General features: G+C 43.6%; 12 protein-coding genes. 3 read left to right on the top strand and 9 right to left on the bottom strand.

Going from position 1 to position 16,612, the window contains the following annotated elements; all coding sequences use genetic code 11:
• The first annotated feature begins 54 nt into the window (after nucleotides 1-54).
• The gene (locus LDX50_RS27470) at nucleotides 55-2,439 is read left to right on the top strand and encodes a GAF domain-containing protein (RefSeq protein ID WP_225699497.1); all 2,385 of its coding nucleotides are present in this window, start codon (nucleotides 55-57) and stop codon (nucleotides 2,437-2,439) included.
• Here the strand turns inward: LDX50_RS27470 and LDX50_RS31120 are convergent.
• Nucleotides 2,436-2,708: a 2TM domain-containing protein gene (locus LDX50_RS31120; protein ID WP_225699573.1), complete on the bottom strand. Its 273-nt coding sequence runs from the start codon at nucleotides 2,706-2,708 to the stop codon at nucleotides 2,436-2,438. The two genes, LDX50_RS27470 and LDX50_RS31120, sit on opposite strands and share 4 nt — an antisense overlap.
• 125 nt (nucleotides 2,709-2,833) lie before the next feature.
• Between LDX50_RS31120 and LDX50_RS27460 the strand changes: the two genes are divergently transcribed.
• Nucleotides 2,834-3,298 (top strand): DUF4199 domain-containing protein, encoded by a 465-nt coding sequence (locus LDX50_RS27460; RefSeq protein WP_225699496.1) that lies wholly within the window; start codon nucleotides 2,834-2,836, stop codon nucleotides 3,296-3,298.
• 4 nt (nucleotides 3,299-3,302) lie between these two features.
• Here the strand turns inward: LDX50_RS27460 and LDX50_RS27455 are convergent, their stop codons facing one another.
• From LDX50_RS27455 to LDX50_RS27440, 4 genes are all read right to left on the bottom strand, one after another.
• Nucleotides 3,303-4,184: a DUF6268 family outer membrane beta-barrel protein gene (locus LDX50_RS27455; RefSeq protein WP_225699495.1), complete on the bottom strand. Its 882-nt coding sequence runs from the start codon at nucleotides 4,182-4,184 to the stop codon at nucleotides 3,303-3,305.
• Nucleotides 4,185-4,235: 51 nt separating this feature from the next.
• Nucleotides 4,236-5,474, bottom strand: a complete 1,239-nt coding sequence (fabF, locus tag LDX50_RS27450; RefSeq protein ID WP_225699494.1) for a beta-ketoacyl-ACP synthase II — start codon at nucleotides 5,472-5,474, stop codon at nucleotides 4,236-4,238.
• On the bottom strand, nucleotides 5,475-8,462 hold the full coding sequence (locus LDX50_RS27445) for an AsmA family protein (protein ID WP_225699493.1): 2,988 nt from the start codon (nucleotides 8,460-8,462) through the stop codon (nucleotides 5,475-5,477). It lies immediately after the preceding gene.
• A 74-nt stretch (nucleotides 8,463-8,536) separates the two neighbouring features.
• Nucleotides 8,537-8,884 carry a hypothetical protein gene (locus LDX50_RS27440; protein ID WP_225699492.1) on the bottom strand — a complete coding sequence of 116 codons (348 nt, stop codon included), beginning with the start codon at nucleotides 8,882-8,884 and terminating at the stop codon, nucleotides 8,537-8,539.
• A 358-nt stretch (nucleotides 8,885-9,242) separates the two neighbouring features.
• On the opposite strand from LDX50_RS27440, the gene LDX50_RS27435 reads away from it, so the two are divergent.
• Complete coding sequence (locus LDX50_RS27435) at nucleotides 9,243-10,028, top strand: hypothetical protein (protein WP_225699491.1); 786 nt, start codon at nucleotides 9,243-9,245, stop codon at nucleotides 10,026-10,028.
• Here the strand turns inward: LDX50_RS27435 and LDX50_RS27430 are convergent.
• The 4 genes from LDX50_RS27430 to LDX50_RS27415 all read right to left on the bottom strand — a co-directional run bounded on the left by LDX50_RS27430 (nucleotide 10,021) and on the right by LDX50_RS27415 (nucleotide 16,537).
• Nucleotides 10,021-10,740, bottom strand: coding sequence for an OmpA family protein (locus LDX50_RS27430; RefSeq protein WP_225699490.1), 720 nt, complete (start codon nucleotides 10,738-10,740; stop codon nucleotides 10,021-10,023). The two genes, LDX50_RS27435 and LDX50_RS27430, sit on opposite strands and share 8 nt — an antisense overlap.
• Complete coding sequence (locus LDX50_RS27425; RefSeq protein WP_225699489.1) at nucleotides 10,733-12,742, bottom strand: OmpA family protein; 2,010 nt, start codon at nucleotides 12,740-12,742, stop codon at nucleotides 10,733-10,735. Before LDX50_RS27425 ends, LDX50_RS27430 begins: the two co-directional genes overlap by 8 nt.
• Nucleotides 12,743-12,864: 122 nt before the next feature.
• Nucleotides 12,865-15,162 carry a patatin-like phospholipase family protein gene (locus LDX50_RS27420; RefSeq protein WP_225699488.1) on the bottom strand — a complete coding sequence of 766 codons (2,298 nt, stop codon included), beginning with the start codon at nucleotides 15,160-15,162 and terminating at the stop codon, nucleotides 12,865-12,867.
• A 73-nt stretch (nucleotides 15,163-15,235) separates the two neighbouring features.
• Nucleotides 15,236-16,537 (bottom strand): peptidoglycan DD-metalloendopeptidase family protein, encoded by a 1,302-nt coding sequence (locus LDX50_RS27415; protein ID WP_225699487.1) that lies wholly within the window; start codon nucleotides 16,535-16,537, stop codon nucleotides 15,236-15,238.
• Nucleotides 16,538-16,612: the final 75 nt, after the last annotated feature.

The following is a 16,612-nucleotide window of genomic DNA, read 5'->3' as shown; positions in this document are numbered from 1 at the left end:
GAACCAAACTTATTCCGGGTAAATTACGTTGGAAAACTTATCAACCCGTTTATCATGAAGAATGCGAAAAATTATCCCGGCTGTCCTTTCAGAACCGAGCTTGATCTATCCGGTCTCATCAGATATTGGAAACAGAACCTGAATCAAAAAGAAAGCACACTGCAATATGCCTCAAAAGAAATACTCCAGCAGATCGAAAAGGCAGTTGAATTGCATAAGCCGATTCAGGATCCCTCGGTGCTGGAAAAGCATTCAGACCTGATCAGGATTCTCATGAGTGCCATCTTCCCGACTGCGTTATCTGATTCCGTCTTAATGGGAGCCCATGTACCCTTTAATTTCAGCGGATTTTACGCCACGCCCGGTTATACGGAAATCCTGCCCTTTGATAAACCGCGTGAAGATATCCGTTTGTACAGCGACACGGCAGACACCTCAAAGGGTACGATCATGATGGCTTACCTGTTCATTCTGAATAAATATTTTGGAACCAATATTGACTACCAATTACCCATAATTCTGGGTCTGCCAGATAAAAAAACAGGACTGGAGCGAATCTACAACCTCGAATTTGATACAAGATTCATTGAAGTGATCGCTCTTGAAAAACCGGAGATGCCGGATAGCAAGACCATCGCCATGCTGCTGGAAAATCTGTATGATGTTGAGTTATGGCGACGATACATTCGTCCGGAAAATTTCGTATTCCGGGGTTTTGCACTTCATAAACTGGTCGACGTTACAGACCAGGAAATGCTTTCCTCAATAAAATATTATTTACTAAAACGTGATGCTGTTACCTGTGGAGTGAATTTTCTCACCATCCAGGAAAAAATTCAAGCCCTCTTTGCACTTCCAGACCTGAAACTGGGAATTGTATTTTTTGACCCGAACAATAATATCATCTCGAGTGGGGGTATTTCCGACTGGAATAGTTTCATGATACATGATCATCAGGAGAATTTATCATGCTCCTATTTCTCCAATTCCATTTACGATAAGGCTTTCACCGAAAAGAAGCCTGTGATAATCGAAAACCTGGCAAAATACGATCGTAAAACAAAAATTGAGAAAGCGCTGCTTGAGCAGGACATAAAAAATATCATCATTGCACCACTTACCAATAATGGTGAAGTTATAGGCATGCTTGAGCTTGTAACCCCAAATCCAGGTGATCTCAATTTCATCAATGCCGGGAAGCTTTCAAATGTCCTTCCAATGTTTTCAGCGGCAATTACCAGGGTATTGGGCGATCTTCATAATGAAGTTCGGGCCGCAATTCAGAAGGAATGCACCGCTATTCATCCGTCTGTAGAGTGGAAATTCCTTCAGGCGGGTTATGAAATGGTCGGTCAGAACCAGAAAGAAGGAAAAACCACCCTCCCTGAAATCGTTTTTGATAATGTGTACCCGTTATTCGGGATGTCAGATATCCGCAATTCATCGGTACTACGTAATCAGGCGATTCGGGAAGATCTCCTTGAAAACCTTTCCATGGCAAAGCATATTATTGAAAGGATTCTTGAATACCGGAATATGCCTATTCTGGATGAGCTTATTTTCCGTATTAACACTGAAATGTCTCAAATTGAGCCCGGCCTTGCTTCGGGTTCCGAATCCGGAGTAATTTCCTTCCTTAAGGAAGAAGTGAATCCGGCTATCCAGCTCTTCCGTAATCATAATGAGGAAATTAAGAACCTCACAGACAATTACTTTAATGAGTTAGATCCGGACCTGGGAGTGATCTACCATAAGCGCCGTGATTTTGAGACCAGTCTTACCAAGGTGAATGAAAATATTTCCAAATTTATCGAAAATGCCGAAGTGCAGGCGCAGGAGATCGTTCCCCACTATTTTGAAAAATACAAGACCGACGGGGTGGAATATAATTTATACCTCGGACAATCATTGCTGCAAAACGGTACGTTCGATACTCTTTACCTGCGAAATTTCCGTCTCTGGCAGCTCATCACCATGTGCGACATCGCCAGAAGCATCGATGAACTGCAAAGCGAATTAAGCCATCCCCTTGAGATCGCTCAGCTTATACTTGTTCATAGCGAACCACTTGCGATCCGTTTCCGACAGGATGAAAAAAGATTTGATGTAGATGGGGCGTATAACATCCGTTACGAGATCATTAAGAAGAGAATCGACAAGGCTCACATCAAAGATAGCGGTGAACGGCTTACCCAACCTGGTAAAATCAGTATTGTATATTCCCGGGAGTCGGATGCGACTGAATACCTCCGATATCTTGAATACCTTAAAGCACAGGGCTTTCTCTGTGGAGAAGTGGAACAATTTGAAATTGAGGAATTACAGGGAGCAAAAGGACTTCATGCACTTCGGATCACAATAAATCAGGATAGAAAGACCTCGGATAGTTCAGACAACAGCCTGATCGATGATCTCATCAGTCAACTGGAAGAGGCCTAGACCCCGATCAGTTTGAACATAGCGGAAAGCAGCTGGGGATTACGTCGTTGTTTATTCATCGGATCAATACCGTATACAAGCAACCCGTGATAAATTAAGGCAATGGCCCAGCATACAATGAGGAATAACCAACCCCATCTCGATCTGATATCTCCAAAAGTGTACAGAGCCAATGCTATGTTGGCAGAAATGTATAGGAAAATATGAATCATGAAAAAATTCAGCGCTTTAACAAGGCGCCTGGTTTTTTCATACACTTCCGGGTTCATCATGCTATTACTACTTTAATATACAACTATACTTAATTTTTTTATTATTACCGACTGAATGGGGGTCTATGTAATGAAATTAAACAATTTACCTGCCTAATCCATTAGTATTATAAAGGATAATTATGGATAATACAATAGAAAATAATGCAATTAAGTATGGCTTGCTCACCTCTTTTGCCCTCATAGGCTTCTTTTTTCTGATGAAGGTAATGGGCCTGAGCACTGAGTATGAATTGCGCGCATTGAACGTTCTGTTCCTCTTTTCAGGTGTATATTTCGCTGTTAAATCCTACATTGATAAAGCCGATAATGTTAACTATTTAGGAGGCCTCGGAACCGGCATGTTAACTTCCGGGATTGCCTTATTCGTATTTTCAGGCTTCATCGTAATATATCTTGGCGTGATTGATCCTTCATTCATGAACTCACTGAAGGAATACGAATATTTTGGACGGTATCTGAATCCCTACATTGCCGGAGCAGTGATATTTCTAGAGGGTACAATTTCAGGATTGCTTGTTTCATTCATTTTGATGCAATATTACAAGCGCAGCCATCTGTCGACAACCGAACCTGCGATACCGTAGGCTCTCATTTCTTAACCCTGAAAAAGAGGTTAAAAGAAGCCAGAAATTGTGATTTGTCAAATTCACGGAGGAGTTCGCGGTCATTTCCGAATCTCAATAAACTCAGTGTAAAATCCACCTTATCACCTTCCGCATATTCTTCAAAGGTACGGTCGACCGGATATCCGAATCGCGCCTGAGCAACGATCTGTGGCGTAATGTAATACTCGATGAACCAATCGAAATCGAGGCTGCTGCGTTCGGTATATACGCCATCACCCATGAAGGAAGTCACCAGTCCGATGTAGTTTAATCCCGTATTCCAACGTTCGTTTATTGAATAGGATAAGGTGTTATACATCGGGAAACTTCCGAAGAGCCTCCATCTGTCTGAGATTTGCCAGTCAATAGCCAGAAAGGGCTGTAAGAGCTGGCCAAAAAGCTCATGGTTGGTGTAGATGCCATAACCCAGCATTAGATCTTCATTAATCTGTTTATTGGCACTTAGCAATACTCCAACCTGAAATCCATCGCCGAATTTCGCATCCTGATAAATACCGGTTCGCAAAAGAGGCAGGACCTGGAGGTTCCACTTTTCCGAAATTTGGGTCTGAATGCCCGCCTGGAATAGGTACCATTTAAAATTTTCTCCGGGGTCAACCCGATACTGCCAAAACCTGAAACCCGGGAGAAAATATGTTTTCTCGCTGATCTTTACCGGCAGAAGTATGTTGAACCTTGCCCCGTAGACAGATCTGGCTGTATCACCGTCACTGGCCGACGTTGGAAAAGAATAACGATAGCCTAACTGTCCTATCTCAATATAGTCCTGACCTTGCGTGCGCAGCAAGGAAAACACGAGCAGGGCGGTCATGATAATAAACCGGACAGTGTTTTTTCTAAACATTCGGAAAAATATAAAAATATTCCGGTAATGATGCGAGCAGCTGAAATTTACTTATTCTGACGAACCAAAGATGACAATTGCATTATGACCACCAAAGCCAAAGGTATTGCTCATAACATTTTTTAGATGGGCTTTGACAGGCATGTCACGTACCAGGGGAATACCAGCAGGAATTGACTCGTCAAGATGATCAATATTAATCGTTGCCGGCACTATGCCTTCTTTCAGCGCCATCACCGAAGCAACTGCTTCAATGGCCCCGGCAGCGCCAAGTAAATGCCCGGTTGATGATTTGGTGGCCGACAAAAGCGGTGTATGGTTAATAAAGACCTGACCGATTGCTTTAATCTCACTTACATCGCCAACCCGGGTGCCGGTAGCATGGAGGTTGATATACCCAATATCATCCGGAAGAAGATCCGCATCTTGAAGTGCGAGCCTCATTGCCCTGGCTGCCCCGTCTCCTTCGGGATGTGTGGAGGTAGCGTGAAATGCATCGTTGCTCATTGCGGCACCCTTAACCTCAGCGATAATGTGGGCACCACGCTGTTGTGCATGTTCAAGGCTTTCAAGAATGAGCGCTCCTGCACCTTCACTCATCACAAAACCGTCACGGTCACGGTCAAATGGCCTCGAGGCTCCCTGCGGATTGTCATTATTCCTTGACAACGCTTTCATGGCTCCGAAACCTCCGATTAAGGCCCGGGTGATGGGCGCTTCTGAACCTCCCGCAACAATAACATCTGCTTTGTTCCATCGGATGTAATTCAGGGCATCCATGATGGCGCTATTGGATGAGGCACACGCCGATACGACCGAATAGTTAATGCCCATGAATCTGTATTCAAGTGCAATTTCTCCGGAAGGTGTATCAAGAAGTGATTTAGGAACGTAAAAAGGTGAAAATCGAACCATTGCCGGGTTTTTTGCAAACTCGAGCAATCCGTCTTCGATCGTTTCGATCCCTGCGTTACCCGAAGCCCAGATCACCCCAATTCGTTCATTATCGTACGAAGAACTGAGCAGACCGCTTTGATCGATTGCTTCCTTAACCGCCTTAAGCGCATATAATGACAACCGGTCTTTCCGGTTGATCTCTCTTGGCGTGAATGATTGTTCAGGCTCCCAACCTGAAATCTCACCTGCTATCCGGCACGGAAAATTGCTTGCGTCGAAACGCGTGATCCTGCCGATTCCGCTCTTACCGTTCACAAGATTTTCCCAAAATGCCTCTACGGATGCGCCAATTGGTGTGAGTGCACCCATTCCCGTGATCACTACCCTTCTCATTTAGTTGGATCCCCCGTCATCTTTCTTCTTCTTTTTGAAGATTTCCTTTATTTTATCCACGGCTTCATCCTGTACTTTCTTCTCAACCGGTACTGTAACAGAATCAGACTTAGTACTATCTGCAGGTGTTTTCTTACCCAGAATATTACCAAGGATCTCACGGGTCTTTTCATCCTTTACATTTTCAAGAAGGTCTTCCGCTTTTGCCCCTGCTTCCTCGGTGGCCTTCTGCTTAAGAGCGGCTTCAATCAATGCCTTTTGTTCGTCCATCAACAGCATAGTTTCAGGCTTCTTGTAGGTGCCGCCAATACCCAGTGTGACCGGGATCAAATCACCACTTGCAGGTGCCTTACTGTTCTCTGCCAGGAAAGCATTCAGCTGAGAGCCCATTTTACCTGCCGGAACAAGCATGGAAACCTGGTAGGCAATGGATCCGTCAAGGGCTGTAGTCCCCTGTATGGTCGCATCATAATCTCCCATTTTTATGTCAAACGGATCCACCTTCAGTTTCCCATCTTCAATGGTAACATTCATGATCAGGTCTCTTAAGACCACCTGGTCCATCTTCTCAAGACTCGTAACGGAAGAAATACCTTTCAAAATATCCGAATCTTCAAGTGTAGCCCGTAAAACTTCTACCATGGCATCCACATCCACGGATAAAAGGTCTGGTGACATATCCTGCAATAACAGCCCGCTTAGTTTAACATCGGTAGAAACCGTACCTATCAATTGATTGGCAATAGGAACAAAGCCACGAACGATATCAAACGTGCTGAATGCCTCAGCAATTCTAACTTCCTTCACATCCATGGCCAGGTCATAGGAAGGTTTCTCCGGATCCACAGTTGAATAAGAACCGGAGGTGGAAAAAGCACCACCAAGCATATTGAATCTAAAGTCATTCATGCTTACTGTCTGATCCTTTATTATGAGTCGGCCCTGTGCATTAGTCATCCGCATATTTGTCAGGAGCACTTCATTCGCACGGGCATTAACAACAAAATCGATGTCTGCCGGAACTAAGATTACCGACAATGCAGAATCAACGGAGGCCGTTGCTGACGGATCTTCCTCAGTCATGAATTGGTTCAGGTCAATTTTAGTGGAATTTACATCCAGCTCCCCGCGGAGAGTTTTTCCCTCGCCAAGCGCGTAGCCAATGTAATTGCTGATATAACCGGTAACCTTAAAGTCACTGTCTCCAAGCCTGGAATCAAACCGGACAAGATTCATTCGTGCAGGATCAAACGTCAGGGCCGCTTCAGAAATTTTAAAAGCCGCGGGTAAGGCAGAACTGTTATATAAAAAATTCCGAAGCGTAACGTCTCCGCTGGTGGGAAGCTCCGCATACCTCTCTTTCTCCAGCGCCTCCATATTCCCTTTTGTGTGAACATCAGCCATTAGCTGACCTTCAAGCTCCATGTCAGTGAGTTTTAGAATTGCAGCCAGCTTTTTGAGATCAACTGATCCCTGCGCATTCAAATCCCATGTATAATTCTCGAGATTGGCGATCTTTCCATCTGCTTTGAAAGGCGCTCCGTCAAGCTGCATTGAAAATGGGTTGATACTGGCCTTGAAATCTTTCATTTCGCCTGTCGGGTTTTCAATCTCACTTTTCAGACGAACCTTTTCCAGGGCATAAGGCAAATCGGCCGACTTAATATAACCGTTCTCTATCCCCACACTTCCCTTGATTGAGGGCATGATCTGGCGAACAGAATCATAAATGCCGCTGAACGTCAGATCTGCCATTCCTGTTCCACGAATTTCGTTTCCCTCGACAGGGAAAATAGTTGTAAGCTCTTCAAAATTCAGCGAAGCCTTCAGATGACCGGCCATTTCATAATTCCTTAGATTATTGATCTTCAACGTGGCATCAACAGGATTTTGTCCAAAGTCAAGGTGAAACTTTGAAATATCAACGGAAGTGTTTTCAAGAATACCGTCTTTATTTTCAACAAGTGCATCAATAGTAATATTCTCCACAGCCCTGGGTAAATCAGGATACTGGAACATAGAATTCTGAGTAAAGAGTTTTATGCTGAATGCCGGAAGGCGTTCGTCATTGTAGGTTCCTTTGGCGTTCGCAGCGAAATCAAGGGTACCATTTGCCTGGATCCGATCAAAGTCGGATGTATAAATTCCCGGAACAAGTGACAACAGGCTTTTGAACGAATTATCCTTGGCGGCAAAAGTAAGATCCATATCATACCCTTCATCCAGCATTTTGAAAATGCCGTCAACGCCTATTTTGAAATCATTTATGGAAATGGTATTCTCCCTGAACGTGTAGGTGGAATAATTATCACTGATATTCATGACCACATCTGCATCAAGAACCTTATCCTGAATATATCTTATACCATCATACTCAATTACGAATGAGTCCGCCCGGGTATTTGTGCGCAGATCAAATGAAACCTGTGTAAAATCGCCATTCCCTTCGTGATTGATATTTTTTAAACTCAATCTCATTGGAAAGGTCGCATCATAATACGAGAGTGACCCTCCTGTTACATACCAGTGATCAATTCCAAGATTGAATGATGTACTATCCGGTGACGATGTGCCTGTTTCACTATTATCATCAATTGAAATATCGTAATTGGCTCTTCCTTCTTCGTCGATTAAAATGTTGACCACAGGATTCTTTATCCCCACACCGACGACTCTGATCTGATCTCCGAACAAGCTGAACAGGTCGATTTCCACTTCGATTTCGTTGGCCAGAAAAAGTATTTCTCCTTCAAAAGGAGCGCGATTTACTATTCCAATGTCGGATAAGTGGGCGGATACATTGGGAAAATTAGAAAGCAGTGAAAGGGAAAAATCATCTGCCTCCCATACAATATCGGCATTCACAGATTCTGCCAGTGCCTTATCAATGGCCGCTTTTATCTCGTCCTTGAATACTATTGGTAATACCAGAATTGCGGTAAAAAGGATTACCAGGATGATCCCAAAAATTACAATGAATTTTTTCATAGAAGATGGTGTCTTAACTATTGCAAAGTTGGTGATTCCAGTATCAAAAAAGACTGATTTGTAAGATTATACAATTATTTTTTAGCTAAAACCACGGTGATCTCGTCGAGGTAACTCAATTCCCAGTAGTCTGGTTCCCGGTGCTGTATTTCGTAGACCAATTCTATGCCACTCAGGTGATTTTTCAATGTCACTTTCTCTTCCGAGAGAACCACGATAAACCTGGCTTCGTCGAATCCGGATAGCAAATGAGAATCGGGAGATCCGTAGGCCTGAATCAGGGCCTCATTATCTCTGAATTCAATAGACCCCGTAAGTATTTCATTGTCGAAAGCCCAGCTAATTTGCCATAGCCCTTTTAATGGTGTGTCGTATGAACTCCGGACCTCTTCTTCTGAACATCTGATAAAACCAGCCGACAACAGGCAGATTAAAAAAATTCTCCTCCATTTCATCTCCCTATCCTAACGAAATCAACTCGCTCAGATTGTTTCAGGAGTCCGGATATTTTGAAATTCGTCTCCCCGTATACCTCACTTTCACAGAAAGAATGAAGTGCGGGCATATCGGCCCCACAAACTCCGGCTCAAAAGAACAAAAAATAGTACGTATGTTAATTTAATGTTAACAAATGAAACGATTTTATGAATTTAATGTTAACTTAATGTTACGTAATCAAGATTGAAAGCAGGGATGCGAAATTTTTTAACCTTTATTATCACAATTGCCCTTGGAATTGGGGGCATCATGGCGCAAAGCACTTTGCCTAAAAACAACAGCATGGCTAGTGAAACTGAACGTCAGTTAATCTGGAAGGCCTATACTGAGTCCGGTGCTGATTTGTTTTCATTGAATGCTGCAGCAAATTCAACCTTGCCCATCACTGCAATTGAGTCGTATAAATCGGGTCTTGCCGCATTTACATCGGAATTACGGGAGAGTTATGCAAAACATAACAACACCCAGTATCTTCTTAAAACCTTGTTCTACAAAACACATAAGAAATACCTCCATCAGTATAAATCCAATACCTCCTTCGGAAACCTGCTGGAAACCGGCAACTACGACTGTTTGTCAGGAACGATTTTATACGGGTGGTTACTCCATGAGCTGGGATTTGATTACAGTGTTATAGAAACTGAACATCATATCTACCTGGTTATCAATTCTGAACAAGGTGATTTCATGTTTGAATCAACCGATCCCCTGAACGGCTTTATCTATACCACTGCAGAAATGGAGGCACGGCTTTCGAAGCTTTCAGAAAATGAAGCGGGAGTGGAGACTTTTAAACCTGTTAACAATTCGGTAACATTCAAAGAGCTTGTGGGACTTCAGTATTTTAATGCTGCGGTAGATGCCTACAATTCGGGAAATTTCATCGAGGCCGTGGATCAGGTTGAAAAGGCCAGTATCTTTTATTCCGGGGATCGGCTGAAGGAGCTTGGTATAATTATTTCAAAGGCGATCGTTGGTTCCGATTTGGATCAGCAAACGAAGATGGCCTATTTGATGAAACTGACTCAAACTTTAAATAAAGGCGTAATCCTTGCCAGTCTTAATTAGCAAGAATACGAACTTCAACACGGCGATTTCTTCTTCTTGAGTCATCATCTGAATTACGGCTAAGGGGTTGTGTGCCTCCAAATGCCTTGGTCTGAATCCGCTTGCCGGCTATCCCCTTATTTTCAAGATAATCTTTCACGGCCTTAACCCGACGCTCAGACAATTTCATGTTCTTGCGCTCATCACCCCGGAAATCGGTATGACCTTCCAGCTGAATTTCCATAGCGGGATTACTATGAAGCATCTCCGCCAGTTTGTCCAGCTCATCAAATGAATCGGGAGTAAGATCTGATTTACCCTGCTCAAAAATCACCTTATCCAGCCGAATCACGTCACTTATCATATTGGGAACCAATTCGATAGTTCGTGATAGCACTTTGTTGCGGATCTCTGAATTCTTAAGAGTGGAAATATACCTGTTATATCCTTCGGCAGTAACGGTAAGCATATAATCCGTACGGGAATTCATTGGAAAAGAGACCGAAGAGCCTCTCATTACCCCAACAAGGCTGCCGTAGGGAATGCTTTCGTATTGGATAAGCGCTTCAACGGGCTCCTTGGTGGAGGCTGAAACAACAGTTCCCCTGAAGGTAGCAAACGCGCTGTCAACAGAAATGACCTGTCCGCATGCTCCCTGGATTCCAAGGAGCATGAGAGTTACAATTAGTGTGTAGCTAACACAGGTCGATTTCCATTTAACATTTCTAATCATTCGTAATTTTAAATTCAACTCGTCTGTTCGCTCTTCTTCCCGCGAAGGTCTCATTTGTTTGAACCGGCTTGGATTCACCAAAGTACTTCACGTCCAGCCTTTCTTTACTAATTCCTTTTTCGGCCAAATAATTATATACCGCTTCTGCCCTGCGTTTCGACAGTCCGAGATTGTATGCTTCGGTACCGGTAGCATCAGTATGGCCTGCAATTTCAATCGAAAGGTTCGGTCTGTCATTCATGAGTTCAACCACTCGATTAAGCTCAGGGAATGACTCAGACTTCAGTACAGCCTTGTCGAAATCAAAGAACACGTTATTCAATACGATCGTTGCCTCCACTTCTATAGGAACGAGATAGAGGTCTTTACGCTCAGTGGTACGGTCTGAATCTGCATTGAAATTACGCAGATCAAGGTTTTCGTTAACCGCCACATACCCTTCGGCATCTGCACGGATACCGTATAATTCACCGGCCGGCAACATTATTTCGTAAGCCCCTGTTTCAGGGTTTGACTGTGTTAAACCAATTTCCTGTCCATCTGATAAGCGCTCATACAGGATCTCTGCACCAACAGGATTGTTGGTCTTCGAGTCACGAATATTTCCCTGAACCAGGATAACCGGATCCGGGCGTTTGAAGAGTGGCATAGCGACCCTGAAGATATCCAGGTCATCTTCGCTAACACCCTGGGAATAATATGCAAAATCACTGTTCCCCGGAATATTAAAGAACAGATCCTCGTATTGTGAATTAATGGTTGGGCCGAGGTTTTCAGGCTCAGACCAATTGGTCCAGCTGTCATCCAGCCTGCGGGTCACATAAATATCACTTCCTCCAAATCCGGCGTATCCGTTTGAAGAGAAATAAAGCGTTTTGTCATCGGGAGCCAGAAAAGGAGATGTTTCTTCTCCTGCTGTATTTACAGTTTCCGATAAATTCAACGGCTCTGTCCATGTATCATCATCTTTAAGAAAAGAGACATAGAGATCACGACCGCCACGACTGTCATCCCGCTGAACTGACATAAGCAGTACTTTTCGGTTATTGGCCAGATAGAAGTTCGCCCTGTCTGAATAATTGTACTCATTTTCAATTTGCAATGCGGTAGGAGAAGACCAGCTGCCGGTAGTATTGTTACTCACCGAAACACCCGATGACATCCTGCCGTTTGATTCATACCGATTACCAAGTACCAGAATCACTGATTTTCCATCCGGGGTTACCGAACTTACAAAGTTAGGGTCTTCATTATTGAGTTCCGGGCCGATATTTTTGGCGAGTTGCCATTCCCCATCCGATCCAAGTTCGGAATACCAGATATCCTCCTCATCTTTCTCACCACCGATATTCTCCGGGTGATTCTTCCGGGAGAAATACAGGGTCTGTCCGTCGGGGGATAACAATGGTTTATATTCTTTATACTTACTGTTCACGTTTTCACTAAGCCGCTCCTTATATAATTCCGGATTCAGCCCTTCGGTAACCTGTATTTCCGCAGAAATAGGAATATCCGAATCAGAAATCGCCACTGCATCAATACTGTAATACTCAGGAACAGCGGCTCCGTCAAATTCCAGTTTGATAGCCGATACTTCAAAAGCTGTTTCTTCAATGATGATATTCAGCATACGGCCGTTCAGTGGAACAGAACGGGGACTGAATGTATTTACAAGATATTCCGTTCCCCCTGCATCATATGCATACACCTTATATAGTGCACTGGGGTTAAATGATTCAGCTACAGCGATCTGCCGAATTTTGATCGGATTATCAAAACCTATCTTGATAAACTCTTTTTTATTCGCACGTTCGGGAGTCCAGGCATTCGGACTTTCTCCCCCGGCGGGTAGTACATCGGGCTTGCCAAGGATTTGTTCTGCCGAATATTGAACAGGTGTCAGTTCCGAAGAAACCTCAATGACACGTGTCGCCCATTGAACTGTTTGCGCCTTGACGCCGAAACCAAGAAGAATTAAAAATAATAGTAAAAATCGTTTCATGTAAGCACTCTTTGAAGTATGGAATATTTACCTAAGGTAAACATAATTAAATTTTAGATTGATAACAATCAGAAATACCATTTGACTTGTTCAGAATGAGTTACGATGACGCATCAGGGCAGTTATTCCCAGGATTTCTTATTAAAGAGGAGATATCCGACATGTAATAATACCCCAAATTGATTTTCTTCGTCGTCATAGTAATTTGCACTGAGACTAACCGGTCCGAGCGGACTATGTAAAACCAATCCGCCGGTGGCGGCAAATTTTAGAGACCGGTTAAATCTTGTCGACGTCTCGAGTTGTTCATCATCTGAGCGAAAACCGTCAAGGCTTTGAAAGACATACCCCTCCAGCCGAAATTCAAGAAGATCGGAAATAGTGAAAACATTGCGCCACCCTGCGGCGATATAATTATAGCTAACAAGATTCTGAAGAAGAAGCGTACGGCTGTCCATGATCGGCTCGAAGGCCGGGGCATACAGAACGGATGCACGATTGGTAGCGAAAACTGGTTGATTCGAAAAAACAGCCTCAAAAAGATACCCTGTGCTATATTTATTCTTTCTGAAGTATTGTTCTATTCTGCCTTTTAATCGAACAAAGCGGTGATTCGCCTCAGTTGGCAGTATTTCCGAATTACTTCCGGGAATATAGTTTTCGTTAGCCGAGAAATAATCGAAGGAGAAATTCATTGCCAGTCCATCATTGGGGTATTGCTTTCTGTTCAGGTCATTCCGTTTGAATGAGATTCCGGCACGCAGACCTTTCACCTGAATGAAATCAAGTGTATCACCAGAAGTGAATTCACTTGTTGCCGCAAACCTGTCCTCATTATTAAAATGCCCTACCTGGATTTCGCCGTGAAATTTAGCACTTACCGGAAATCCGGTATTCAGCGCATATTTCCTGTCGATACGATCCAGTATTGTTGCCTGCCTGTCCTGGATGAACAGATCGTCATCATCCAGAAAATCCCATGCATTGTAGGTAAATTCGGGTTCGATATAGAAGGGGTAAAGATTCGAAAGCAGCAGACGTGTTTTGAGTTGCCCTGATTTATAAAAGTTGCCGGCATAAAAGTGAAGGGAGGTACGCAACAGGTAGCTGTCGAAATAATAGTGCTTCAACCCCAGGTATACCTGCGAGATATTTCTTGAGGCAATTACTCCACCCAATTGAACATTTAAATTGCTTCGCGGCCGGTCATTCAACTCCAGCCGGTAAGCCTTGTCCTCCTGATTATATCGGATATCGGGATAAATACTTTGAAAGTATGGTTCTGAAACCATTTTAAAGTATCCCTTTTTGATACTCTCAAATGAGAGCATCTCATCTTTATCTGCTTCGAACAACTTACCGATATACTTCCGCTGACGCCGGTTGAATCCATACAGGTCTACCCCGGAAAAGCTCAGCGGGGTACTTTCCGACCAGAACTCTTCCCGTTTTTCCTTTCGCTCAGCGATGGTTTCACGGCTGGTAATCTTCGATTTGATCTCCTGAATCTTTCTTCTGGTCGAGACATACCCACTATCGATGAGGCTCTTCACCTTCTTGAAGTCAAATGACGTATAACCGGTTAAATCAGGCTCGATATAAATACTGTTCAGCGGCATGCTGGAAGGGTCCGATTTATCAAGCAGCATGAACAGCAGCGACTTGTTGATGAGTTCGTCATCAGTTTCATAGGGATATTCCTTAAAGACCTTGGATGAAACATTTACGCCTATAATTACCTCTCCCCCGAATTCCCGCTGTGCAACATCAACAGGAAAGTTATTATAAATGCCACCATCAAACAGGTACTTACGTTCAATCCGAATGGGTTTATAAAAAAATGGAACCGACAGAGAAGTACGCACCGCTGATGCAAGAGAACCTTCCTTCAGGATCACTTCACTTTGGGTAAAAACATCAGAAGCAAGTATCCGGGCAGGAACAAAAAGACTGTCAAAATCATACCCCGCAATCATGGAGGGCTGGGCAAATTTTTCAGCCAATGCGAAATTAAGTGAGAGGTCGCTGGCAAGGCTGGATTGGAGGGAAGCCCGAAAAGTACTGTCGAGGCTGAAATCCACCTCCAGCACAAAGGGATGCTGATCATCCTGGTTATAGTAATAGTTATACTCCGGCTCAAGTTCACCATTTACCCACCGGATGAACGCTTCCGATGTCATGATTGCCTCAATTTCTTCTGCAGAATATCCTGCTGCGTAGCATCCGGCAATAACCCCTCCCATCGACGTGCCTACCACAAAATTAATTGGAATATCTTCTTCCTCCAGTGCCTTGATAACTCCAATATGCGCCAGCCCTTTTGCGCCGCCTCCACTCATCACCAGTGTGACCTTCTGTGCCTGTATGAACAACGGGCAGAAAAGAAGAATTGACAGCATTATTCGTGACAGAGACTTCATGATCATCTAGAGTGTAAACAAAAATAGCAAGACAAATATTGCCTTGCTATCTCCCAATTTTATGTGCTAAAGATTATTTCACACTTGCCAGCACTTCAACTTTTTCCTCAGGCATGGAAATCGCATCAAGCTGTTCCATCAACTGGTCGCGTTGGTGAAAAAATGCATCTTTGTTTGTATCCACGATGGGTTCCGAAGGAGGAAGATCGACTTTCAGCGCATCTACCTGTACACCGTTTTTCCAGAAGCGGTAACATAGATGATTCCCGGTTGCCAGACCCGTACTTCCCACATATCCGATCGTTTGACCCTGCTTCACCTTTGTGCCCGGCTTAATTCCGGAGGCAATTTTAGACATATGTAAATATTGTGTGGTATAAGTACTGTTGTGTTTAACCTTCACATAGTTACCATTATATTTTTTGAACTGGGCTTCCACAATAATCCCGTCGCCAACAGATCGGATAGGTGTCCCCCTGGGAGCAGCGAAATCCGTACCCCGATGTGCTTTGTATCGTTTCTGAACAGGGTGATATCTGCTGCCGGAGTAGCGTGAGCTTATCCGGGTAAACTCCAACGGATATTTCAATAAAGCCTTTCGAAGACTATTGCCTTCTTCATCAAAGTAATCGATTCCGGAACCCTGATCGAAGTTGAAGGCATAATAATCATTACCATAGTGCTGAAAGTAAATCGCCTTAATATCTCCTATCCCCACTGAGGTTCCCTCCACCATTTTATCTTCATAAATGACCTTGAACTGATCCCCTTTCTGTAACCCGAAGAAATCAAGCTGCCAGCCGAACACATCCACAAACTGATCCGTCAGTGCGGCTGAAAGTCCTAATTCCTGCATTGTAACAGAAAGATTTGATTCAATAACCCCGGCAGCGGTTTTTTCAATCACCTCCACATCCCTTGCCTTCTTCTCGACGAACACACTGTCCTTCAGGTTGAAAATCACATATTCAATCGGATTGTGCTCATACACCAGCACTCGTGCTGTTCTGAGTGAATCCTGCTCACATATGAGCGTATACTTCTTATTGGCTGCTATTTTTCGAACATCGAATACGTCTTTCGACTTATTGGCCAAATCAAAAATTGTCTGAGAGGATACGTTGTATTCAGAAAGGATTTCTGAAATGTTCTGATTCCGTTTAATCTTATCCTCAATGACGGTCATTGATTCAATACTAATGCCATAGAGCGTTGGCGGCTCGGATACAATTGTATCAATGGCAACGGCCATCGACATGGTTTCTGGTTCATCGGCCGGAGTCTCCGTCGAATTTCCCTGGATAAAAGGGATCAGGAAATAGATACCTACAGAAAATATCCCTAATATCAGCAGGGACAGAAATCGTTTTGACATGGTTAGATCAGTTAAAAAAATTTTTCACTGTACAAGAATTTCTAAATAAGCAGAATCTTCTGCAAATTATACGTA

It is taken from the genome of Fulvivirga sedimenti, assembly GCF_020328055.1.
This window is presented reverse-complemented; position numbering and strand designations above follow the sequence as displayed.